We start from the raw sequence: 22,499 nt of genomic DNA on the forward strand, positions 1-22,499 counted from the left end.
AACAGATTCAAAGCCAATATCAGCCATAATTCCGTGATACCGATGTGTCACGGCATGCCGTTGAACTGACTCATTCGCGAGTTCATACGCTCGCGCAGTCAGCGCGGGCACTCATTGTTTAAGGTCGGCGCCACCGCGCACGGAGCAAAGAAAAATCATGACGCAACACGATGCAGCTACACGTCAGGCAGGTATCGCAGCGGAAATGCACGTTGGCGCAGAGTTCGACGCCGCACGGGAAATCGAGCGCCGGGTTACCTTTCTGGCGACTTATCTGCGTAGTAGCGGCCTGAAAACCTACGTGCTCGGAATCAGCGGCGGGGTCGATTCGACAACCGCTGGCCGGCTCGCGCAACTCGCAGTCGAACGGCTGCGCGCCGAACAATACGACGCGCGCTTCGTCGCAATACGCTTGCCTTATGGCGTGCAGCAAGATGAAGCCGACGCGCAGCAGGCATTGCGCTTCATTCGCGCTGACGAAAATCTCGCGATCGATATCAAACCCGCCACCGACGGCATGCTCGCGGCGCTGGGCACAAGCGGCGTCAGCTTTACCGACCACTCGCAGCAGGATTTCGTCCACGGCAACATCAAGGCCCGACAGCGCATGATCGCGCAATACGCCGTGGCCGGTGCGCGGGCTGGTGTGGTGATCGGCACGGATCACGCGGCGGAATCGGTCATGGGCTTTTTCACCAAATTCGGCGACGGCGGCGCCGACGTGCTGCCGCTCGCCGGCCTGAACAAGCGCCGCGTGCGCGCACTGGCCAAGGCCCTTGGTGCGACGGATGCCGTGGCGCACAAGGTGCCGACCGCCGACCTCGAAATGTTGCGTCCACAACGACCGGACGAAGACGCATACGGCATCCCGTACGACGACATCGACGATTTTCTGGAAGGCAAACCCGTGAGCGATGCCGCGCGCGCGACGATCCTGCGGTTCTACGATGTCACGCGGCACAAACGCGCGCTGCCCTACACGCCGTTCGATTGGCCGGCATCTTCAGGCGAGGAATGAAAGTTGGCGAATGAGGGCTGGAGAACAGAACAAGCGAGGCGCGTGGTTCGCACGCGTCTCGTTCGGAAGATACAGCGGGGATTGATCAGCTCGCGGCCGGCGGTTCGTCGGTAAACAGATCGGCGCTCGCTTCGAGCGTCAAGCCGCCCAGTTGCTTACCGTGGATCTGCCGCGCGATCACATCGCCCACATACGGCACTTCCGCGTTCAATTCGACGGTGGCGTAGGCGCTGGGCTTGCCGGCGTCGACCACCTCGACATGTTTCGCGTAGTGCCCGAGCTCGCGTTCGAGGAATTCACGCACTTCCTGCTCGCTGCACGATTCCGCGATATTGCGCACGATCAGGTTCATGCCGGTTAGCCTCGGCGTGTGCTACGGTCCGCGACGTGTACGCGCACAGGGCGCAGCGCGGCGCGTTGCTTTGCCTGAGCGGCGGCCATCTGGCGGATCAATGCGGCGCCGGCGGCAGCCAATGCGGCCAATGACAGATAGAAGGCAATCATGTAATTCTCCCCTTCGAATTTCGTCCTGTTTTCAGGATAGCCACAATAGACAGAAAGCGATGCGACACCTTGCCGTAATGAAACGGACTTAACGCTACCGTTTACGCACTGTACCTGAATAAGCGCCGCTAAAAATAGCAAAACACCTGTTCATTCAGCGGTACAGACCGGGCGCCGCACCAGATATTGACCTTGAACGCAAAAACCGGGCCGCGGCGGGCATCATGGCGGGCATCCTGCGGGGGACGTGCGTAAACTGCGGGCTGATCGTCCGGATCAGTCCGCCGCCTGCACGTTGACCGCGCTGACCCACCACGCATTTTTGCCCTGCGGCACCTGAACCAGCACGGCAGACGGATCGTCGACGCCGTCGTCGGCGATTTCACATACGGCCAGACCATCGGGCAGGCGTTTCACCTCGCCAGCGGCCTGAAACAGCGCGACGCGTTGCGCAGTCATGGGCCGCAGTTGCCGGTACACGTCGAAACTGATGGCGGCAGGTACGTCGCCGCGAATCTGCAACGCGTCGGCGCTGCCACAGCGCGCGGGCTCGACGGCAAGCGCCGCAGCGCTGGCGAACAGACAGCCGCAAGCGAGGGTCAGTGCGGCGAGGCGTGAATGGGTCATGGTGATTCTCCGGAAATAATGGGGGCAGCATTCTGCAAACAGCAAGCAGCGGGGCTGAACTTGGGTGAATGAACGGCGGTTGACAGCGACAGCGACCGGCCTCATGGCGCGCTGTCGCCGGCCGCGCCGGTGGCAACGTCGAGGCGGCTCACGTCGCAAGACGTCTGGCTGAAGCCCGAATAAATCACGGACCAGTTGCCGACAATCGCGGCCTGCGCTTGCGCAAGGCTCAGTTTGCCCTCGCATACGCAGCGCTTGAGCATGACCGCCGCGCGCGCCTTACGCCGCTCACCCAGCGGGCCTGCCCATGGGAGAAGATCGAGATTGGACGGGTCGTCCGGCGACCCGCCGAGGACGACCGGCACACGCCGGTCGAGCGCGAAGGCAAAGCCCTCGGCGGCATCCATGCCGCGTGCGGCGAGCATGCGGTCCTTGCGGGCCATCAGTTTGTCGAACGGTGGCGCCACCGCGTCCGCGTACCCTGGGCGGCAGATCGTCTCGCCCAGCGATTGCTGCGTGACGCGCTCGTCGAGCATCCCGGCATCCTGAGCGCAGGCTTCGCCGATGCACAAAGCGAATGCCGCTGTCAGGCCAAGCATGAGCGCAACACGCATCTTGCGTGGTGGACGCGCTGCGGCGCACCGGCGCGGGAGCGCCAGCGACATCGCTTCGTACGTTGTGCTGCCTGCGCCGCTGCAAAGGGTGCCACGGCGCCTGTCTGCCATGCCTGCGTTCATTCGTCGGCGCGCCGGGAACGGCGCGCAGTAGTCCAATTCGCAGATCAATTAAAACACATTCAAATCTATCCGTGAGGAATGCCGCACTCGGAGGCGCGGTTAAACACGGGGCGTATGCGGTTGCGGACGGCAAGCGCGGTCAGCCCCTTGCATGGATCGCGCTTTGCAAGAGCGCGCCGGACCGCCGGGCAACGGCGCCCCGCTCGCCCCGATGCCCCGCTCATCTGCGGCCTCGACCCGCCCTACTTCACCACGCGCGCCTGCAAGGCCCGGATACGTCCCAGCGCCTGGACGTTGGACACCGTCGCGTCGTACATCTTCGCCAGGTCGGCTTTGAGCGCGGTGCGCGAACCGCCGTCGAGATAGATCATGTGCCCCGACGGATAGAAGCGCGCCGACAGGTTCTGCCGGACCTGCTGACTGACGAGCGGCATCTGCTGCAGATCGAGCACGGTCTGGTAGAACGGCGTGACGTAATCGTAAAAGCCGTTCGCCGACAGCACTTTCAGATCGGGATTGAGCGCCATCACCGCGGCAAGGTCGCCGGCGGTGTACAGAATGATGTTGCCCTTCGCGTCGACGCCCTTTTGCGCGCCGGTCGGATCGATGTGGCTGAAATCCCAATACTGGAAGGCCTGATCGTTGAGGTCGGTGAACGACGAATTCGACGTGTATTTCAGTTGCTCGTTCAGATACACGTTCCACATGGTCGTGTAGACGCCGGTGACCGCTGTCATGGTCGGATCGTTGCCGCCCGAGTTCGGATCGATCTTGCCGGCGATGCCGGTGCCGATCGCCGTCACCCTGCCGTCATACTCGCCGAGCGCGAGACCTTTCGACTTCAGCAGCGTGGTCAGGAACAGCGAATTGCCGCGGCTGTCGTACGACGTGATATCGAGGCTCCACGCGAGCAAGGTGGTTTTGTCGATGCCGGTGTATTCGCTGAGTTTTTCGACTGTCGCGGAATCGGTGGTGGGGAACTTGCGCAGCGCCGCCAGGTAATCCGTACGCGCGAACTGCGCCACTTCTTCGGCGAATACGCCGAGATCGGTGGGCCGCGGCGCGATGCCGAGTTTCTTGTGATACCAGGCGTCCGCGGCGGCCGTGGGCAAGGCGCCGACTGGATTGCCGGCTTGCGTGTAGTCAAGAATCGACGACTGCAGCGTGATGCCGTTCAGATCGACGCCGTCTTCGTGAAGCCGGTACGCCAGCACGCAACTGCGCGCCGTGCCGTACGATTCGCCGAACAGATACTTCGGCGAATTCCAGCGGTTGTTTTTGGTCAGAAAGCGCTTGATGAACTGCTTGATCGAGTCCGCGTCCTGGTCCACGCCCCAGAAGTCGCGATTCTTCTTCGGCGCGATGGCCGCGGAGTAGCCGGTACCGACCGGATTGATGAAAACCAGGTCGCTCCTGTCGAGCAGGCTGTCCGGGTTGTCCTCCATCGAATAGGGCGCGGGCGGCGTAAAACCCGGCATCGACGTCTTGATGCGGCGCGGCGCGAACGAGCCCAGCAGCACGAACACCGAAGACGAACCCGGCCCGCCGTTATAGAAGAAGGTGACCGGGCGGGTTTCCTCCTTCTGGTTGTCCTCGGTGAATGCCACGTAAAACATCCGCGCTTCAGGCTGCGAACTGCTTGGGTCCACGATCACGAGGTGGCCGGCTGTTGCCGTGTAGTTGATCTTGTGCCCGCCGACCGTAACCGAGTGGCTCGTAGTCGCGGCTGTTTCCGCGGTTTCGGTCACGGAATCGTCCGGCCCGTTCCCGTAGGCAACCGGATCGAAGAACGGCTGGTCTTTAGCATGATGCGACGCACTGCCCGCCGCCGACGAGGCATGAGAATTGTGTGACGACTGCGGACTAACGGAAGCTGACTCGGGTTTCGTCATGATCGCTCCATGGATTCGTTAACGTCTTGAGTGTCTTGAGTGTCTTGAGTGGTCTTCAGTGTCTTGCGTATCGTGTACTCGCATCGTGGTCTGATGAGCCGATTCACGGCTCATCACTATAGTGCCGCCGCCACCTTCTGACCATTGGGACTGCCGAGTCCCGTGCACGCGTCCCAGCCGACCGCCGCGGCGAAACTGCCGTTGTTGCCCTGCGTAATGTCGTGGCACACCCCCTTGGCCTTATACAGCTTCGGGTTGATGAAGCCGGCCGGCTGCCCTTTCGCCGCATTGATCCGCGCGATCAACGCCGCCCACAGCGGCGCCACCGCACTGGTGCCACCAACCACCGTCTGCGTGCCGTCGATCAATACGCTATACCCAGTGACGGGCGATGCGTCACCTGCCACGTCCGGCACGCCGCGCCCGCCGAGCGGCGTCTTGCCTCCATTCGAACTGGTGGATGACAAGCCCTTTTGCCACACCGGCACCGGAAAAGTCTGGCTCACGCCACCGCCGCTTGCGCCGTCCTGAGCGCCGTCGTTCCACACCACCTCGCGGGAGATCGAAGTACCGGAAGCGGTCAGGTTTGTACCGCCGCAAGCCAGCACATAAGGGCTCGACGCCGGAAAATCGACCTGATCGCCACTGCCCGAACCGTCGCTCGAACCGCTGTCGCCCGATGCCGCGCAAACCGTCACGCCAACCGCGGCGGCCGCCTGCAGCACACTGTTGAACGCTTTGAGCGACTGCGCCGTCCAGTTCGACTCCGGCCCACCCCAACTGATCGAGATGACCGACGGCTTATTGGTGGTGTCGTGGACGGCGCGGCTCACCGCGTCGATAAAACCCGCGTCACTGTTCTGGGTGAAATACACCGCGATCGTCGCGCCCGGCGCGATCGCCCCAACGATTTCGATGTCGAGCGTGACCTCGCCGTCCGGGCCGTTCGGATCGCCAGTAGGCTGATTGCCGCCCTGATCGACGCCAACCGCCTTCACGGTCGGCGAGGCCACGCCAAGACTGGCGAAATAGCTTTTGAGGTCGGAGGTTTCGTAACCGCCGCCGAGTTCGATAATGCCCACGCACTCGCCACCGCCGTCGCCTTGCGGAAACTGATACAGCGAGGCGAGTTGCGGCGGCGTAAACGAAACCTGATGCGCTCTCGCCGGCTGGAACGGCGGCCGGATACGGAAATGCGGACGCGCGGCGGGCCGGTTGTCGAGTCCGAGCACCGCTTCCACGATGCCGCGCAGGTCGTCCGGCACGCTGATCGTGCCGGTGCGGCCACGAAACTGCCCCGCCGAATGATGCTGGTAGTGTTCGAGCTTGACCCCGAATGCGCTCTCGAACTGCGTAATCGTGCCGCCAAGCAGCACCGAGCGCGCCGCCGGATCTTCGCGCACCACGGTCAAGCTGTGTGCGGCGGCGAAGACTTTCACTTTGGCGATATCGTCAGGCGCGGCGCCGTACTCCTTGGCGAGCGCCTCACGCGAGAGCGGCTTGACGCTTGTGTCGCCCGCTTCGATGCTGTTCATCAGCGCATCGAATTGCGCCTGCTGCTGACGGCGCAGCATCACGAAAACTTCGATCCGTTCCGCGGGATCGCATTGTCCAACGACCTTCGAACCTTGTTCTACTGTTCGCTCGCTTCCTGGCAGCGGATGCTTGTTGACCATGATGTCGATCCTCCTGTTAGCGCAACGGCCCAGCCGCAAGGACCCAGCACGGTACGCGCCTGCCCAACCTCACTGCCATACAACCGGCTGAGGGTCGCCGTTTCAAGGACTCCGTCAAACGGTCCGACAAATGCATTCGACCACAGTTCCGGTGCACACGGCAGTTGTCCGAATGGCTAACGTCGCGCCTGGTCAATACGCGTCATGCGTCGCTCGCGCTATGATGCTGCAGCGGCAATCCAGCCGTTACATTGCCTCGCGCGCCGCCCGCGCGCACGATCAGGAAAACAGAGGAAGCCCATGCCCATTTCGATGTATCAAGCATCTGTGCCCGTGCTGGTACGCGGCCTGACCAACCTGCAAGTCATCCTCGGCAAAGCTGAGGCGCACGCGGCAGAGAAACAGATCGATCCGTCCGTGTTCACGAATGCCCGGCTCGCCCCGGACATGCTGCCACTGGTGCGCCAGGTCTATATCGCCAGCGATACGGCGAAGGGATGCGCCGCCCGTCTGGCCGGCGTCGAAGCGCCGAAGTACGACGATGTCGAACAGACCTTCGAGGAACTGGATGCCCGCCTTCAAAAGACGATTGATTATCTGAAGGAATTCAACGCGCAACAGATCGACGAGTCGGAAGAACGCAGCATTACGCTGAAAATGCGCTCGGGCCCGATCGAGTTTACGGGGCTGTCGTATCTGCTGGGTTTTGTGATGCCGAATTTCTATTTTCACGTCACGACGGCGTATGACATTCTGCGTCACAACGGCGTCGAGCTCGGCAAACTCGACTACCTCGGCGGCATCAAGTAAAGCGCGTGACGGCTTTCACGTGTGGGTTCGATAAACGCGGCCTGCGCGGCATCAAACGCGTGGCTGGAATGCGATGATCGCCATACCGGCCAGCGTGAAGGCCACGCCAGCTGCGTCCCACAGCGTGGGGCGCACCTTGTCCACGCACCATAGCCACACAATCGCCACCGCCACATAGACACCGCCGTAAGCCGCATACACGCGGCCCGCGGCGGTGCCGTGCAACGTGAGTAGCCAGACGAACAGTGCCAGGCTCAACGCGCCGGGCACCAGCAGCCAGATTGAACCGCCCTCTTTGAGCCAGCGCCACGGCAGATAGCACCCAACTATTTCGGCAACGGCGGTCACGGCATAAAGCAGAAAAGTTTTCATGGACAGATAGAAGCGCGTGTGACCGCATTGGGGTGTGCGGCATTCTATCGGCTTTATTAACACAATCACTTTGCCTGGCAGGCATGGCGCATGCGACAGTCGCCGTACACTTTTCTATTCGCTACCCGTTATGAGCATCGCGTCACCCTGCATCGATATCTGCAAGTTCGACGGCAAAACCGGCCTTTGCCTCGGTTGTTTGCGCACGCGCGACGAGTGCAAGAGCTGGAAAAAAATGAAAGACAAGCATCGCCGGAAAATTATCGAGGACCGCTCGCGTCGGGAGCATAAGCTGCGCAAGTAACGGCCCAGCAGCTCGTGCCCTGTCATCGACCACGGCAGCAACCCGGCGCCAGGCGTCGGGCGCCCGGCTTCAGTCCAGCGAGAGCCGCAACGCGAAGCCGATCAGCGCTGCCGAGAAGGTCCAGCGCTGCAGCGTTTGCGCAAGCGGATGCGCCCGCATCCAGCCCGCAATGCGCGCCGCGCCGATTGCATACATGGCGTCGAAACAAGCGCCGACAGCGAGCAGCACCAGACCCAGTTCGACCATCTGCACCGCAACCGGCCCCGCCTCGGGACGCACGAACTGCGGCAACAGCACCGAGCAGAACAGCAACGCTTTCGGGTTCAGCAGATTGGTCAACAGTCCCTTGACGAAAGCGGCGCGCAACGGCTGCGGCCCGGCGCTCGACGCGCCACCCTCAGGCAACGCGAATACCGGCGAACGGAAAATCTGGATACCGACCCACGCCAGATAGACCGCGCCGCCGTAGCGCACTACTTCATACAGCCAGGGCGCGCTGCGCAACAACGCCGCCACTCCACACGCGGACAGCGTGACATGCGTCGCCCGCGCCAAACCCAGGCCGCCGGCAGCCGCCAAACCCGTGCGCGCACCACGTCCGATGCTGGTTTGCAGCACCAGCGCCATGTCCGGCCCAGGCACGGCGTAGACGACAAACAGGGCGGCGATATAGACAACCAGAAGGTGAGCGGAAATCATGAAAACCTCGTGCTGTTGATGGCTCTATCTTGCTATCGCTCATGGAGGTTTTGCTGGCGAATTACCGGTCATGACGCGACGCCTTGAGGGGAATGCGCTAACATTCAATCTTCATCTGACGCTTTCCGCTCACACACAAAAGCAGGCGCCTACCATGACAACCGAGCTCGACAAAACCGACCGCGCCATCCTCGCCGCGTTGCAAAACGACGGCCGCATGTCGAATGCGCGGCTCGCCGAGATGGTGGGCCTGAGCGAGACGCCGTGCGCGCGCCGCCTCAAGCGCCTGGAGAACGACGGCTATATCGACCGCTATCGCGCGATGCTGTCCCGTTCCGCGCTCGGCCTTGGTGTGGTCGCGTTCGTCTACGTGCGTTTTGCCGTGCACGACCGCGCGATGGCCGACCGCTTCGAGCGCGAAGTGCAAGCCATCCCGCGGATTCTGGCGTGCCACAACGTGTCGGGTAGCGCCGACTACATCCTGCAGGTGGTCGCGCGCGATCTCGACGACTACGGCACCTTCATGCGCGACGAGATGCGCAGCCTGCCGGGCGTGACGTCGGTGGAGTCGGCCTTGTCGTTGCGGGAAGTGAAGGCCCATGGCGGCTTGCCCCTGTCATGAGCACGGTCGTGGCATAGTCACCCCTTTGAAACGGCGCGAGCCGAATAGACGAGTACGGAGTTCTCATGGATCACGAAAAGGCGCGAGCCGAAGAATCAGCCGCGATGGCGCGCGTATTGACCGCTACCCAACGCGTGCAGGCAGCTTTTGGGTCGCTGCAATCGCAGTTCCCGCCGGCCGGCAGTGGCCAGCCTTCGCAGTTCGCGCTGCAAACGTTCGACGCCGCCCTGCAGGAACTCGAAGACGCGCAGGCCGCCTTCGACGAAATGCTTGGCGATCTGCTTGACGGCAACCGCTGAGTGGCATAACCGGCCCCTTCGTTGCATAGCCGCTGGGCCGCGCGGCCGGCGGTCGTCCAGGGTTCCAGCAAGCGGGCGCCGCGTTATTCGGAGGCGCGTGACGGACTTGACCGTTAGTTGCGTCTTGGCGCGATTAAAACGAGCGCCCCACGACCCGATGTCGGTCACTCAACAAACGATATGAGTCCGCAATCCGGCGATCGCTCAGCACGTCTCAACGATGAACCATTGGCACACCGCCGCCCTATCTTCCCCAGCGCAATCCCGGCGTATGCACCGGGCTGTCCCAATGGCGCTTCATCTCGTCGTCGAGCACGCAAAGCGTAAGCGACGCACCCGCCATTTCGAGCGAGGTGGTCAGCGCGCCCACCTGGGCGCGGCCGATCTTCAGGCCACGCTGCTCGAGCCACACACGCGTAGAGTTGAAAAGCAGATAGAGCTCGCCAAGCGGTGTCCCACCGAGTCCATTGACCAGTACCAGCAACTCCGCTCCGGCAGCCGGTTTCAGATCCTCGGTGATCGCGCTCAGCAACTCGCTCACAATCGCATCGGCGGGAGCGAATTTCGCGCGACGCCGGCCGGGCTCGCCATGAATGCCGACGCCCACTTCAATCTCGTCGTCGCCGATCTTGAACGTGAGCGTGCCGGCCGCCGGCACCGTGCAACTGGTGAACGCGACGCCCATCGACGCGGTGCGCTTGTTGATCCGATCGCCGAACGCCTTGCACTGTTCGAGGTCCGCGCCGGTTTCGGCCAGGCTGCCCACCAGTTTTTCGACGATCACCGCGCCGGCCACGCCGCGCCGCCCGGTCGTATAGCTCGAGTTTTCCACGGCCACGTCGTCGTTGATCAGCACCATCGCGTTCGGCACCTCGGACATCTCCGAGGCCATTTCAAAGTTCATCAGGTCTCCGGAGTAATTCTTTACGATGAACAGCACGCCGGCGCCGGTATCGACAGCCCTCGCCGCGGCCATCATCTGGTCCGGCGTGGGCGAGGTGAAAATCTGCCCCGGGCAGGCCGCATCCAGCATGCCGTAACCCACGAACCCCGAATGCAAGGGCTCGTGACCGGAACCGCCGCCCGAGATCAGCGCAACCTTGCCGGGCTTCAGATCCTTGCGGCGCACGAACACCGGTTCGTTATGGAGCACGACCAGATCGCTGTGCGCGGCGGCGAATCCCGCCAGGCTCTCGGCAAGAAAATCGTCCACATGATTGATGAATTTCTTCACGGTCTCTCGCTCCTTCATTCGTAGTGTTGGGCCAGCCGAGCGCATACCGATGCGATCATGATCTGGCTGGAACGGGCACCCGGATCGATATGTCCGCGTGAACGCTCGCCAAGAAAAGACGCCCGCCCTTTGGTCGCCAGCATGTCGCGCGTAGCCAGCATGTTTTCCTCGGCGACGCGCGGCAGCGTGTCGAGCACCACGCGCGCCGCCACGCCCTCGGCAGCCAATGCCTCAAAGCGCTGAGCGACGGGAATCAGCACGTCCATCATCGTTTTACTGCCGACGCCCGTCTTGCCACGTTGACCGACCGCTTCCACGCCAGCGGCAAAGGTGTGCGCCATGCCGGCCACATCCATTGCACGTCCAGTTGAAGCTTTGGACATGCCGTTCAGCAACGAGTAGAACAGCGGCCCCGACGATCCGCCCACTGTCGAGAGCACTTTAGACGCCGCGAGATCCAGCGCGGGACCGAACGCATCGGCTTCGATATCCGCGCGCATGGCGAGCAGGGCTTCCATGCCCCGCAGCAGATTGAAAATGTGATCGCCGTCGCCGATCTGCTGATCGAGTGCGGCGATCTCGTCGGTATGCTCCTTCAACGAGGCATGCGCGGCGTCGATGCACGCCATGACCGTTTTGCCGTTCATGTCGGGATCCTCCTGCCGTCGGCACGGAAATAGAGAAGGCTGCGAGCCGGCAACGACACGCCGACCGATTGCCCAGGCGAGAAATTGCGCTCCGCCACCGTCGTGGCGACCACGGCGGTCCCCGCGCGATCGAGAATCAGCAGATGGCGCAGCGGCGAATATTCGAGCACCTTGAGATTCAATGCGTCCTGCGCGTCGGCGCCGTCGTGCAACACGATGTCCTCCGGACGAATGGCGACGGTGGCCGTACCCGCCGGCACGTGCGCCGAATCGAACAGCGTGGGCGGCAACAGATTGATCGGCGGAGAGCCGAGCCGCTGCGCGGCGCCCAGCGAGACCGGATTGCCATAAACCTCGCGCGGCGTGCCGAGCTGCACGAGACGTCCATGTTCGAGAATGCCGATGCGATCCGCGAGCGTGGTCGCCTCGACCTGGTCGTGCGTCACATAGACAATCGTCGCGCCGATCGTGCGATGCAGGCGCTTGAGTTCGATCCGCAATTCTTCGCGCAGCTTGGCATCGAGCGACGACAACGGCTCATCCATCAAAAACGCCTTGGGCTGCCGCACGAGCGCGCGCCCTATCGCCACGCGCTGCATTTCACCACCTGACAGATGGGTCGCCATGTTGTCGAGCTTCGATTCCATGTGCAGCATCTCCGCCACTGCCTGGACTCTCGCGCGCACCTCGGCCTCGCTGCTGCGCCTTCTGGGCGAACGCAGCGGAAACGCCAGATTGCCGAACACGGTCAGGTGCGGATACAGCGAATACTGCTGGAAGATAAACGCGACATCGCGATCCGACGGATGCACACCCGTCGCCACCGCGCCATCGATCAGCACGTCGCCGCTATCCGGCCGTTCGAGCCCGGCGATCAGACGCAGTGTCGTTGTTTTGCCCGCGCCGCTCGGGCCGAGCAGCACCACGAACTCGCCGTCTTTCACATCGATCGAAAAATCGTCGACGGCGCGGATGTCGCCAAAGCGTTTCGACACATTGCGCAACTGGATTTCAGCCATGAGCTTCTCCGTATGCGGGAATCGTGTGAGCGACGCCTGGCAGCAGGCGGCCCGTTGGTGCGTCGTATAGCAGCGTGCGTTCCTTGCGAAACGACAAACCCACCGGCGATCCGGCAGGCAATCCATCGTCCTTGGACGCCCGCACGCGCACGACGCCCAGCGCGGTTTCGATCACCAGCACCTGATGCGAACCGAGATATTCGTCGGCGATCACCTTGCCGCGCAGCGGGCCGTGTTCGTCGAGCACGATGTGCTCCGGGCGAATGCCCAGCAGCACGCGTTCGGCCGCTGCCGCGCAAGGCGGCACCGGCACGGTTGCGCCATGCAGAAGCACGGTGTCGTCGCCCGCTGCCACACCTTTGTCGACCGGCAGAAAATTCATCGGCGGGCTGCCGATAAAATTGCCGACGAACACCGTCGCCGGAAAGTGATAGATCTCGTGCGGCGAGCCGGCCTGCAGCACTTCGCCCTTGTTCATCACGACGATGTCGTCCGCCATCGCCATGGCCTCGCTCTGGTCGTGCGTCACGTAGACCGTGGTTGCGGCAAGCGCGTTATGCAGCTTGCGCAACTCGAGACACATCAGCTCACGAAAATCCGCATCGAGCGTGCCAAGCGGTTCATCCATCAGAAACGCCTTGGGCTGCCGCACGATCGCGCGGCCCAGCGCCACACGCTGCCGGTCGCCGCCTGACAGGCCGCCGGTTTTGCGGTCGAGAATGTTTTCGATGCGCAGCATGTGCGCGGCCGCATCGACCCGCGCGGCAATTTCCTTGCGCGATACGTGCTCGTTCTTCAGCGGAAACGCAATGTTGTTACGTACCGTCATATGCGGATAGAGCGCGAACATCTGAAACACGAACGCGATGTCGCGTTCGCGTGCGCGCAATGCCGTCACGTCTTCACCGTCAATCAGAATCTGTCCGGAGGTCGGCAACTCGAGCCCGGCGATCATTCGCAGCGTGGTGGTCTTGCCGCAGCCCGATGGCCCCAGCAAAACGACAAAGCGCCCGGCGCCGATCGTCAGACTGGTGTCGCGCACCGCGACGAAATCGTCGAAGCGCTTGTGAAGGTTGGCGAGAACGATGGTGGACATGGCGCTAGTCCGGAAAATGACTCGTGACGACGAACGCGAGCGCGCCCACCAGAATGACCGGAAACGACCACGTGAACAGCGCCAGCGAAAACGGCTGCACCAGCATCGCCACGCCAATGCCGATCAACGCGGTCGAGGCGTTTTCGCTATGGCGGCGACGCAGCCAGCGCCCGGGCGCGAGAACGGAATCACGTTTCATTTGCGCACCGCTCCAAAGGTGATGCCGCGCAGCAGATGCTTGCGCAGCACGACGGTGAAAAAGAGAATCGGCAGCACGAATAGTGTGGTTGCCGCAGCAACGGCCGGCCAGTCCTGGCCGCCTTCGCCGATGATGAAAGGAATGAACGGCGGCATGGTCTGCGCATCGCCGCTGGTGAGCAAGGACGCAAACGCATACTCGTTCCACGCGAAAATCAGACAGAAGATCGCGGTGGCGGCAATGCCGGTGATCGCCTGTGGCAACACGACTTTGACGAAGGCCTGCAAGCGCGTATAGCCGTCAACGAGCGCCGCCTCTTCATACTCGCGCGGAATCTCGTCCATGAAACCCTTCAGCAGCCACACGGCCAGCGAGACGTTCACCGCTGTATACAGCACGATCATGCCGACATAGCTGTCGCTCAGACCCAGCGCCCGATACATCAGATAGATCGGGATCGCCACGGCGATCGGCGGCATCATGCGCGTGGACAGGATAAAAAACAGCAGGTCGTCCGCCAGCGGCACCTTGAAGCGTGAGAACGCATAGGCCGCGAGCGTGCCGAGAAACACCGCGAGAAAAGTCGAGCCGAAACCGATCACGAGCGAATTCAGGAAGCGCGGCAATACCTTCGACGGTCCCGCGATCACCATGTTGCGCTTGCGGACGTCGCGCTCATACCAGGTCTGCGCGGGCGGCAAACTGGCGATGAACTCGGGCGTTTGCCGCGAGCGGATCGTGAACAGGTTCACATAGCCTTCCATGGACGGCTGGAATAGCACGACCGGCGGATAGGCGATCGCGTCCTCCTGGGTCTTGAAGCTCGTCAGGAAGATCCACACCATCGGCAAGGTGGCGAGCAGTGCATAGGTGATGACAGCCGCCGCCGCGAACCGCTTGCCGCGCGGCGACGACGCCACCACCGAAGATTGGCTGGCAGTCGGTCTCATCGCTGTTTCACCCGGTTGAGCGCTTTGACATAAATGTTCGCCGCGCCGAACACCGTGACGAACAGAATGATGGCAAGCGCCGATGAATAGCCGGTCTGCCATTTCTCGAACGCGGCGCGCTTTAGCGTGATCGACACGGTTTCCGTAACCGAGCCGGGACCGCCCGAGGTCAACAGGTTCACCATGTCGAACATCTTGAAGTTCTCGATGCCGCGAAACAGCACCGCGAGCATCAGGAACGGCAAGGTCATCGGCAGCGTGATCGACCAGAACTGCCGCCACGGCGAGGCGCGATCCACTTCGGCCGCTTCGTAGATGTAGTCGGGAATCGAGCGCAGACCCGCGAGGCAGATCAGCATCACGTAAGGCGTCCACATCCACGTATCGACCATCACGATGGTCCACGGCGCCAGCGACACATCGCCGATCATCTGGAACGATCCAGGCGCGATACCGGTGAAGAAGCTGACGATATCGTTGAACAGGCCCGTCTGCGGTTGCAGCAGAAAGGTCCAGAAATTGCCCACTACGGCGGGCGAAAGCATCATCGGCAGCAGGATCAGCGTGGTCCAGAAACTATGGCCGCGAAACTGCCGGTTGATCAGCAACGCGAGTCCGAATCCCAGCAGCACCTCGAGTCCGACCGACCAGAACACGAAACGCGCCGTGACCTGCATCGCGTACCAGATGTCTTCGTCGGTGAGAATATCGACGTAGTTGTCGATGCCGACAAAGCGCGCCGGCACGCTCGGCATATTCGACTTGAAGTTCGTGAACGATAGACGCAACGCCCAGATCAGCGGAAAGATGTTGATCGCGAGCAGCAGCAGGATCGTCGGGAGAATGAAGATCCACGCGATGGTTCGATCCGACAGCCCGGACAGGCGCTTACTCATGCGCGCGGAACTGCCCGCCTCGAGACCCGCCGGCGCAAAAGGCTTGTTTGCCAACATGCCTGACTCCTTTAAACGGACCGGCGGCAACCTGTGTGAGCCGCGCCGGTCCACTCCGGATACACGCTAGTTCTTGCCTTCGGTCTTGAAGACCTTGTTCCAGTCTTTGACCAGCAGATCGAGCGCTTCCTTGGCCGTCCCCTTGTCGGCCACCACATAGTCGTGCACGCGCTTTTGCATGTCGAGCAACAGCTCGGCGTACGCAGGCTCGGCCCAGAAGTCCTTGACGATCGCCATCGACTTCAGGAATGCCGGCGCAAATGGCTGGCTCTTTGGAAAGTCCGGCGCATCCACCACGGATTTGGCCGCCGAATAGCCGCCCAGTTGCCACCATTTCTTCTGGACGTCAGGCTGCGCGAACCATTTGATGTACTCGAGCGCGTCTTCCTTGTGATCCGAGTACGACACCACCGAGATGCCCTGCCCGCCCAGTTGCGTGAACTGCTTCAATTCCTTGGGGTTGACGAAGAAGCCGATCTTGTCGCCACCGACATTCGGGTCTTTGTAGAGGCCCGGGAAGAACGCGAACCAGTTCATCTGCATCGCCACCTGACCGGACTTGAACGCGTCGAGGCCTTCCTGCATGTACGCGTTGGTCATGCCCGGCGCCGTGCAGCACTTGTAGAGCGCTTTATAGAACTCCAATCCCTTGATCGCACCGGGCGAATTGACGAAGCCGTCGAGGTGATAAGGCTTTTTCGGGTCCTGGTATTCGAAGCCGAAGTTGTAGAGCATGTTGGTCACGCCCATCGTGATCCCTTCAGAGCCGCGTTCGGTGAAGATATAAGCGCCGTACACGGTCTTGCCGTCGATCTTGCGTCCCTGAAAGAACTCGGCGGTCTGCTTGAGTTCGTCCATGGTGGTGGGCGGTTCGAGCTCGCGTTTATATTTCTGCTTGAACTCGGCGCGCAACTCGGGGCGCGCGAACCAGTCCTTGCGATAGGTCCAGCCAACCGCATCGGCCATGGCGGGCAAGGCCCAGTAGTTCGGCGTATTCTTCGGCCACTCCGAATAGCCGACCACGGTGGCCGGCACGAAGTCGTCCATTGATATCTTGTTCTTGGTGAAGAAATCGTTGAGCTTGACGTAGTGCCCGTTGACCGCAGCGCCACCGATCCACTGGCTGTCACCGATGATCAGGTCGCATAGTTTGCCATGCGAATTAAGTTCATTGATGAACCGGTCGGCATAACTGGTCCACGGTACGAACTCGAACTTCATCTTGATGCCGGTCTTGGTGGTGAAATCCTTCGACAGTTCCACGAGTGCATTGGCCGGATCCCATGCCGCCCAACATAAGGTCAACTGCTTGTCCTGTGCTTGCGCGCCCGTGGCCATGCCGAGTCCCATCGATACGATGGCCGCCGCCATTACCCTTGCTGACGTAAGACGTAACATGTGTCTTCTCCTTGTCTTTTCTCGGGTCTCCAACCTGATATGGAACAGCGCCCATGCGCCGGGCACCGTGTTTCGGCTCCAGCGGATTCAGACAGCAATCCGCGTGTCGCGAGCTTCAGGCATGCGCATTCTCACGAAGATAAATTCGGGTTTCCGGCGTTGGGATGGCGAGCGCGCCACGCACGTCGTTCAGAAAATTGATCGCGGCAAGACCGGCCCAGTGCACGATGCCACGCACGTCCTGATCGAGAATCACATCGATCGCGCGCCCGGATAACTGGCTGCGCGTTTCCGCCGTGCACTCGTGGCCGATCAGAACCAGACGGGCCTTGTCGCCGGATTCCTGCAATGCCGCTGCGATGCCCGAGATACCGCCGCCCGTCGCATAGACGCCCACCAGATCCGGATGGCGCGCAAGCAGTCCCTGCGCGGCGAGGCCGGCACCGTCATCGTCTTCGGCAAAATCAGGCTCGGCAATCCAGCGCAGATTGCGAAAATCCTCTTCCAGTACCTGCGAGAAACCCGTGCGGCGTTCCAACTGATCGTGCAAACGGGACGAAGCGGACAGCACCGCCACCGTGCCGATGCGGGAGCCGAGAAAACGGCCCATCAATAGTCCGGCTGTGCGACCGGCAATCCGGTTGTCGACACCGACATACGCCGAGCGGCGGCTCGAAGGCAAATCGGAAAACACCGTGACGACAGGCACATTGGCCACGCCCATGTCCTCGATCAGACGTTCGACCCATGGATAGTCAAGCGGCACGAGCACCAGCGCGTCGTAATCGGCCACCTGTTCGGAGAATGCGGCCGTATCGCGCTGACTCGAAAAATCGCAGCGATAGAAAGACGGAATGATGCGGTGCTCGCGAAAGAAACTGGCGGACAGCGCGATGTTGCGCTCGACGTGGTCGAGAAAGCGCGAGTTGATCTGTGGCAAGACGAAAGCGACCCGAAACGAACCGAGCTTCGCCGGGCGGCCACGGCTCGCGCGTTCGTCGCGCAGCGTCGCCAGCGCCAGGTGAACGCGCTCAGCAGTTTCCGGACGTACGGCCTGATCGTCGCGCAGCACACGGTCGACCGTGGCCACGCTAACGCCCGCACGACGCGCAATCATCATACGTGTAGCCGGCATGTGTCTCCTCCGGTGCCGAGCCAGGAGCGATTTTGTTTATTGAAGGTAGCTTTTCCCGCGCGAAATGCAAGTTTTTTTATTTCGATAAATCCATCATTTCTGATGACATTGTGCATTGCACACAAGGTTCGCGCGGCTACTCAATTGTCAGACGGCATGCGTGGAAAAAGTCGGCTCACAGCGGATCGGAAAGTTGACCGAGTTCGCGACATAGCATTTCTCGTGGGCCACATGATGCAGATGCTCGGCGAGAGCCAGATCGCCGCCGGCCTGAATGACGGCGTGGGGATGCAGCACGATCTGCGAAAAACTGCCCTGCTTCGGACTGTCGAGCATCGTGCCTTCGGCGCGGTCCAGATACTGCAGAACGACGATGCCGGCCTCCGCGCACAGATGCAGATACCAGAGTTTGTGGCATGCCGAGGCCGAGGCCACCAGCAGGTCTTCAGGATTCCAGCGATTCGCGTCGCCGAGAAACGCCGGATCCGATGAACCCGGAATGGCGGGCTTGCTGCCCGCCGTAATCACGTGATCGCGCCCGTAGTCGCGGTATCCCGACGTGCCGCTTCCGCGGTTGCCGGTCCACTGCACTAATACCTCGTATTTATGTTCGCCGTGTGCCATGCAATCTCCTTGATGATGCGCCTGAGCCTAGCGCGGCGGCGCTGGCCTTCCTGTCACATTCGGCGCGCGAGGGTCCGGGTTCGTATCGAGGCTCGTGCCATTCGCTCTCATATTGCTCTGCGCCGGACCCGAGCCGCTGTTTCTCATCCCGGTTCCCGCGACATCAGGCGTGAGACCCGCGCCGGGATTGGTGCTCGTACTCAAGCCCGTGCCGAAGCCCGCTCCTGCGCTATTGGCCGCGCCGGACTGAGCGCCGTTCAGACCATTGCCGCCAGGGTTGCCCGACTGGGCATAAGCGCTACCGGTCAGACCGATGATCAGCGCCAACCCCGCCCAACCGCCCGTCACGATTTTCATAGCCGACTCCCTCACCTCGCCGAATCTCCCGACCGAAGCATCTATTTCATGGCATTGCCGTCGCGCGCGCAACCCTTAAGGCGAATTCACAGACGAAATGCTTGTGCATGCAGGATGACTACCTTGCGCGCTATTATCAATCGTTACGCCAGAACGGCCGATCGCGCACGATGGAGCATGCCTACATCCACCTCTTGCATCTGCTTGCCGGCCATCCGGGCTGGATGCTCACGGTCATTTTCCTCGCGGCGTTTCTCGAAGCCATCGCTGTCATCGGCACCTTCATCCCAGGGAGCACGGCCATGTTCCTGGCCGGCGCCCTCATCGGCACCGGTTCGCTGAGCCTCGGCTGGGCGCTCGCGTGGGCGGTCGTCGGTGCGATCGCCGGGGACGGCATGAGCTTCTGGCTCGGCAGCCGCTACAAGGAACGGATTGTCCAGGCATGGCCGTTCCGCACCCACCCGCAAGTCATGGACGCGGGTCATCGCTTCTTTCAGAAACATGGCGCGAAGAGCGTCGTGTTCGCCCGCTTCGTCGGACCATTGAGGGCGATCGTACCGGTGGTGGCGGGCATGATGAGCATGCCGCCGGTGCGCTTCTACGCCATGAATGTGCTGTCGGCGCTGCTGTGGGCGCCCGCGCATATCCTGCCGGGCGTGGTATTCGGCGCGTCGGTTCTGCTGGCGGGCGCGGTGTCGTTCCGGCTCGTGGTCATCATCGCGCTGCTGGTGGGGATTGTCTGGCTGAGCTTTCGCGCCACCCGCCTGCTGCTGGCGCACGCCAATGCGTGGTCGGGCGCGGCGGGCCGCTATGTGGGAAGCTGGGCCTGCCGACACCCCGGCCCGGTCGGCCGGTTCGCGCGGCACATGCTCGACCCGGCCCAGCCGGACGCCAGCAGCATCCTGCTGACGTCGTTGTTCGTGCTGCTTGCCGGCGCGCTTTTCTTCGGCGTCCTTGAAGACGTGATGAGCGGCGATCCACTCGTGCACGTCGATCTATCCGTCTATCACTTCCTGCAATCGGTCCGCACGCCATGGGGCGATACGGTTCTCGCCGGGCTCGCAACGCTCGGCAGCATCGTGACGCTGGCTACGGTGATCCTGACGGTCGTGATATGGATGCTGTGGGAACGGCTCTGGCACACCATCGGCTACTGGCTGGCCGCGGTGGTATTTTCCCAATTGCTGATCTTCGCGCTGCAGTTCGCGATGCACCGGGCGCCGCCCGACGAACTCATCTCCGGCGCCTACGTGTTTCCGAGCAATCACGTTGCCGCAACCGTGATCGTGTACGGCTTTCTGGCGTTTCTGCTGGCGCGGCGGGTCGGCATGGCGGAGGGCTTGCTTGTGGCGACGGTCAGCACGATCGTCGTGATCGTGGTCGCGCTGGCGGGACTTTACTTCGGCAGATTCTGGGTCTCCGATGCCATTGGCGGCGCTGCGCTCGCCTACATCTGGGTGGCCATCGTCGCGTTGACAGCAATCTGGCGGCATCCCGAAACGCCACCGGCACGCACCTTCATGCCGGTCGTGATCCTGCTGGTGACGTTAATAAGCGTGGGCGTCCAGCTCACTGTCCATCCGCCAGCCGCGCAGCCCGATAGCATGCGGCGCCCGCCGCCGGTGCTGGTCACGCAATCGCAGTGGACCGTCTCCCTATGGAAGAGCCTGCCGTGTTATCGCTCGGACATGGGTGGCGATCACAAGGAGCCGCTGACGCTGCAGTGGGTATCGAATCTCGATTCGATCCGGGGTCAGCTGCGCGCCCAGGGGTGGATTGAAGGCACCGACCTGTCGCCGCACAGTCTGCTCTCGCTGGCCTCGCCGAACGTCGCGGCGGTGTCGCTGCCGGTGCTGCCGAAGCTGAACAATGGCGTGCCCTCGTCGGTCGTGTTCATGCGTCCCGGCGACACTCGCGACGAACGCGACGTCCTGCGCTTCTGGCCGAGCGGCTATGCGGTGGAGAACGGCGTGTCAGCCACGCCGCTATGGGTCGGGGCCCTCGCGCATGAACGGCTCGCCCGCGCCTCGTGGCCGCTGAACATTCTGCGGGTCGACCGGGAAGTGACGCCGCTCGATGCTCACAGCAGATCGGCCGCCGGCCTCGGTGCGATGATCGTGGCGAGGGTGAGTTGTCATGGAGTGCCGGTGTCGCTGCTGGCCTCGCCGGTGAAACGATGAGCTTTTGCCGGTTTATCCGCTCCAGCCGCCAATTCCCGCAATCCAGCGGATGGTGACATGCGCGCGGCGAACTTCGAATTTTTGCTGATTTTCTTAGTTGCAAAGATTGGTTGGATTCGAGCGCTGACGAATTTAACGTGTAATGCCGGTCGTCGTTAAAGCCGTCATTGAACGTCATTCGTCAGGAGTCTTGCATGAGCGCAGCAGCATTGCAGGCAGTGCAGTCGATCGAAATCAAACCGCTTTCCGCGCACATCGGCGCGGAAATCCACGGTGTCGATCTCACCCAGGAGCTCAGCGCGAGTCAGGTCGCGGAGATTCGCGCTGCGTTGCTGAAGTGGCGAGTCGTGTTCTTTCGCGAGCAGTTTCTGACGCACGAGCAGCACATTGCTTTCTCGGCGCAGTTCGGCGAACTGACCTTGGGGCACCCGGTGTTCGGTCATGTGGACGACCATCCGGAAATCTATTCGATCTCAAAGTACCGCAAGGCCACGCGCTTTGAAGGTCAGGCACTGCTGCGTCCGTGGACCGGCTGGCACACGGACGTGACCGCGGCCATCAATCCTCCATGGGCGTCGATCCTGCGCGGGGTGACCATCCCACCTTATGGCGGCGACACGCAGTGGACCAACCTGGTGGCCGCCTATCAGAAGCTATCTGCGCCGCTGCGGGCATTCGTCGACGGTCTGCGCGGCATTCACCGCTTCACTCCGCCAGCCGGCGCAAGCGGTACGGACGCCTTTGTCAAAGCCGTCGAGCAGCGCGCGCTCGTCACTGAACATCCGCTGGTGCGTGTCCACCCCGAAACGGGCGAACGGGCGCTCTACGTCAGCCCGAGTTTTCTCAAATCGATAGCGGGCGTCACCCCGCGCGAAAGTCAGGCGCTACTCGAACTGCTCTGGGAGCACGTCACGCGGCCGGAATTCACTGTGCGCTTCAAGTGGGAAGCCGGCAGCATCGCCTTCTGGGACAACCGCGCCACCGCTCACCTTGCGCCCACCGATATTTTCGATCTCGACTTCGACCGGCAGCTGTATCGCACGACGCTCCTGGGCGATGTACCCGTGGGGCCTGACGGCGAAGCATCTGTCGCGATAGAAGGCTCGCCTGTCGGCGCCGCCGCCGCGCTCGCGCTGAACTGAGCAAC

The 22,499-nt window shown here is 62.2% G+C and carries 26 protein-coding genes; 7 read left to right on the top strand and 19 right to left on the bottom strand.

All coding sequences use genetic code 11. The features are described 5' to 3' along the window. The first annotated feature begins 157 nt into the window (after window positions 1–157). Window positions 158–1,018, top strand: a complete 861-nt coding sequence (gene nadE / locus PQR27_RS28305) for an NAD(+) synthase (RefSeq protein WP_408526897.1) — start codon at window positions 158–160, stop codon at window positions 1,016–1,018. A gap of 85 nt (window positions 1,019–1,103) precedes the next feature. Here nadE and PQR27_RS28310 read toward each other — a convergent pair whose 3' ends face one another. The 6 genes from PQR27_RS28310 to PQR27_RS28335 all read right to left on the bottom strand — a co-directional run bounded on the left by PQR27_RS28310 (window position 1,104) and on the right by PQR27_RS28335 (window position 6,454). Continuing rightward, entirely contained in the window at window positions 1,104–1,370 is a 267-nt protein-coding gene (locus PQR27_RS28310; protein WP_408526898.1) for an RNA-binding protein, read from the bottom strand. A 5-nt stretch (window positions 1,371–1,375) separates the two neighbouring features. Then, entirely contained in the window at window positions 1,376–1,522 is a 147-nt protein-coding gene (locus PQR27_RS28315; protein ID WP_408526899.1) for a hypothetical protein, read from the bottom strand. Window positions 1,523–1,798: 276 nt separating this feature from the next. Then, entirely contained in the window at window positions 1,799–2,149 is a 351-nt protein-coding gene (locus tag PQR27_RS28320) for a hypothetical protein (protein WP_408526900.1), read from the bottom strand. Window positions 2,150–2,250: 101 nt separating this feature from the next. Continuing rightward, window positions 2,251–2,886, bottom strand: a complete 636-nt coding sequence (locus tag PQR27_RS28325; protein ID WP_408526901.1) for a hypothetical protein — start codon at window positions 2,884–2,886, stop codon at window positions 2,251–2,253. 242 nt (window positions 2,887–3,128) lie between these two features. Further along, entirely contained in the window at window positions 3,129–4,778 is a 1,650-nt protein-coding gene (locus tag PQR27_RS28330; RefSeq protein ID WP_408526902.1) for a S10 family peptidase, read from the bottom strand. A gap of 116 nt (window positions 4,779–4,894) precedes the next feature. After that, complete coding sequence (locus PQR27_RS28335) at window positions 4,895–6,454, bottom strand: S53 family peptidase (RefSeq protein ID WP_408526903.1); 1,560 nt, start codon at window positions 6,452–6,454, stop codon at window positions 4,895–4,897. Between the two features lie 300 nt (window positions 6,455–6,754). Here PQR27_RS28335 and PQR27_RS28340 point away from each other — a divergent pair, with 300 nt between their 5' ends. Next, complete coding sequence (locus tag PQR27_RS28340) at window positions 6,755–7,264, top strand: DUF1993 domain-containing protein (RefSeq protein ID WP_408526904.1); 510 nt, start codon at window positions 6,755–6,757, stop codon at window positions 7,262–7,264. 51 nt (window positions 7,265–7,315) lie between these two features. Here the strand turns inward: PQR27_RS28340 and PQR27_RS28345 are convergent, their stop codons facing one another. Continuing rightward, window positions 7,316–7,636 carry a YnfA family protein gene (locus PQR27_RS28345; RefSeq protein ID WP_408526905.1) on the bottom strand — a complete coding sequence of 107 codons (321 nt, stop codon included), beginning with the start codon at window positions 7,634–7,636 and terminating at the stop codon, window positions 7,316–7,318. A 130-nt stretch (window positions 7,637–7,766) separates the two neighbouring features. Between PQR27_RS28345 and PQR27_RS28350 the strand changes: the two genes are divergently transcribed. After that, entirely contained in the window at window positions 7,767–7,940 is a 174-nt protein-coding gene (locus tag PQR27_RS28350; RefSeq protein ID WP_408526906.1) for a DUF1289 domain-containing protein, read from the top strand. 69 nt (window positions 7,941–8,009) lie between these two features. Here PQR27_RS28350 and PQR27_RS28355 read toward each other — a convergent pair whose 3' ends face one another. Continuing rightward, window positions 8,010–8,639: a LysE family translocator gene (locus PQR27_RS28355; RefSeq protein ID WP_408526907.1), complete on the bottom strand. Its 630-nt coding sequence runs from the start codon at window positions 8,637–8,639 to the stop codon at window positions 8,010–8,012. Window positions 8,640–8,793: 154 nt separating this feature from the next. On the opposite strand from PQR27_RS28355, the gene PQR27_RS28360 reads away from it, so the two are divergent. Continuing rightward, entirely contained in the window at window positions 8,794–9,261 is a 468-nt protein-coding gene (locus PQR27_RS28360) for an Lrp/AsnC family transcriptional regulator (protein ID WP_408526908.1), read from the top strand. 65 nt (window positions 9,262–9,326) lie between these two features. Next, window positions 9,327–9,560, top strand: a complete 234-nt coding sequence (locus PQR27_RS28365) for a hypothetical protein (RefSeq protein WP_408526909.1) — start codon at window positions 9,327–9,329, stop codon at window positions 9,558–9,560. Between the two features lie 244 nt (window positions 9,561–9,804). On the opposite strand, the gene dhaK is transcribed toward PQR27_RS28365, so the two are convergent. The 11 genes from dhaK to PQR27_RS28420 form a co-directional block, all read right to left on the bottom strand. Next, entirely contained in the window at window positions 9,805–10,794 is a 990-nt protein-coding gene (gene dhaK, locus PQR27_RS28370; protein WP_408526910.1) for a dihydroxyacetone kinase subunit DhaK, read from the bottom strand. Window positions 10,795–10,808: 14 nt separating this feature from the next. Then, window positions 10,809–11,441, bottom strand: coding sequence for a dihydroxyacetone kinase subunit DhaL (dhaL, locus tag PQR27_RS28375; RefSeq protein WP_408526911.1), 633 nt, complete (start codon window positions 11,439–11,441; stop codon window positions 10,809–10,811). Continuing rightward, the gene (locus PQR27_RS28380; protein ID WP_408526912.1) at window positions 11,438–12,460 is read right to left on the bottom strand and encodes an ABC transporter ATP-binding protein; all 1,023 of its coding nucleotides are present in this window, start codon (window positions 12,458–12,460) and stop codon (window positions 11,438–11,440) included. Before PQR27_RS28380 ends, dhaL begins: the two co-directional genes overlap by 4 nt. After that, window positions 12,453–13,556, bottom strand: a complete 1,104-nt coding sequence (locus PQR27_RS28385) for an ABC transporter ATP-binding protein (protein ID WP_408526913.1) — start codon at window positions 13,554–13,556, stop codon at window positions 12,453–12,455. Before PQR27_RS28385 ends, PQR27_RS28380 begins: the two co-directional genes overlap by 8 nt. A 4-nt stretch (window positions 13,557–13,560) precedes the next feature. Then, entirely contained in the window at window positions 13,561–13,755 is a 195-nt protein-coding gene (locus tag PQR27_RS28390; protein WP_408526914.1) for a hypothetical protein, read from the bottom strand. Continuing rightward, the gene (locus PQR27_RS28395) at window positions 13,752–14,705 is read right to left on the bottom strand and encodes a carbohydrate ABC transporter permease (protein ID WP_408526915.1); all 954 of its coding nucleotides are present in this window, start codon (window positions 14,703–14,705) and stop codon (window positions 13,752–13,754) included. The genes PQR27_RS28390 and PQR27_RS28395 overlap by 4 nt, the downstream gene beginning before the upstream one ends. After that, window positions 14,702–15,658, bottom strand: a complete 957-nt coding sequence (locus PQR27_RS28400) for a carbohydrate ABC transporter permease (RefSeq protein ID WP_408526916.1) — start codon at window positions 15,656–15,658, stop codon at window positions 14,702–14,704. Before PQR27_RS28400 ends, PQR27_RS28395 begins: the two co-directional genes overlap by 4 nt. A gap of 66 nt (window positions 15,659–15,724) precedes the next feature. Continuing rightward, window positions 15,725–17,056 carry an ABC transporter substrate-binding protein gene (locus PQR27_RS28405; protein WP_408526917.1) on the bottom strand — a complete coding sequence of 444 codons (1,332 nt, stop codon included), beginning with the start codon at window positions 17,054–17,056 and terminating at the stop codon, window positions 15,725–15,727. Between the two features lie 115 nt (window positions 17,057–17,171). Continuing rightward, on the bottom strand, window positions 17,172–18,191 hold the full coding sequence (locus tag PQR27_RS28410; RefSeq protein ID WP_408526918.1) for a LacI family DNA-binding transcriptional regulator: 1,020 nt from the start codon (window positions 18,189–18,191) through the stop codon (window positions 17,172–17,174). A gap of 147 nt (window positions 18,192–18,338) precedes the next feature. Next, the gene (locus PQR27_RS28415) at window positions 18,339–18,815 is read right to left on the bottom strand and encodes an OsmC family protein (RefSeq protein WP_408526919.1); all 477 of its coding nucleotides are present in this window, start codon (window positions 18,813–18,815) and stop codon (window positions 18,339–18,341) included. A gap of 27 nt (window positions 18,816–18,842) precedes the next feature. Beyond that, window positions 18,843–19,172 carry a hypothetical protein gene (locus PQR27_RS28420; protein ID WP_408526920.1) on the bottom strand — a complete coding sequence of 110 codons (330 nt, stop codon included), beginning with the start codon at window positions 19,170–19,172 and terminating at the stop codon, window positions 18,843–18,845. 170 nt (window positions 19,173–19,342) lie between these two features. Here PQR27_RS28420 and PQR27_RS28425 point away from each other — a divergent pair, with 170 nt between their 5' ends. Both PQR27_RS28425 and PQR27_RS28430 read left to right on the top strand, forming a co-directional pair. Continuing rightward, complete coding sequence (locus tag PQR27_RS28425; protein ID WP_408528326.1) at window positions 19,343–21,352, top strand: bifunctional DedA family/phosphatase PAP2 family protein; 2,010 nt, start codon at window positions 19,343–19,345, stop codon at window positions 21,350–21,352. Between the two features lie 194 nt (window positions 21,353–21,546). Continuing rightward, entirely contained in the window at window positions 21,547–22,494 is a 948-nt protein-coding gene (locus PQR27_RS28430) for a TauD/TfdA dioxygenase family protein (RefSeq protein WP_408526921.1), read from the top strand. Window positions 22,495–22,499 lie beyond the last annotated feature (5 nt).

Origin of the sequence: Paraburkholderia fungorum (genome assembly GCF_046027215.1) — a bacterium.
In the GTDB taxonomy this organism is placed as follows: Bacteria; Pseudomonadota; Gammaproteobacteria; order Burkholderiales; family Burkholderiaceae; genus Paraburkholderia; species Paraburkholderia fungorum_D.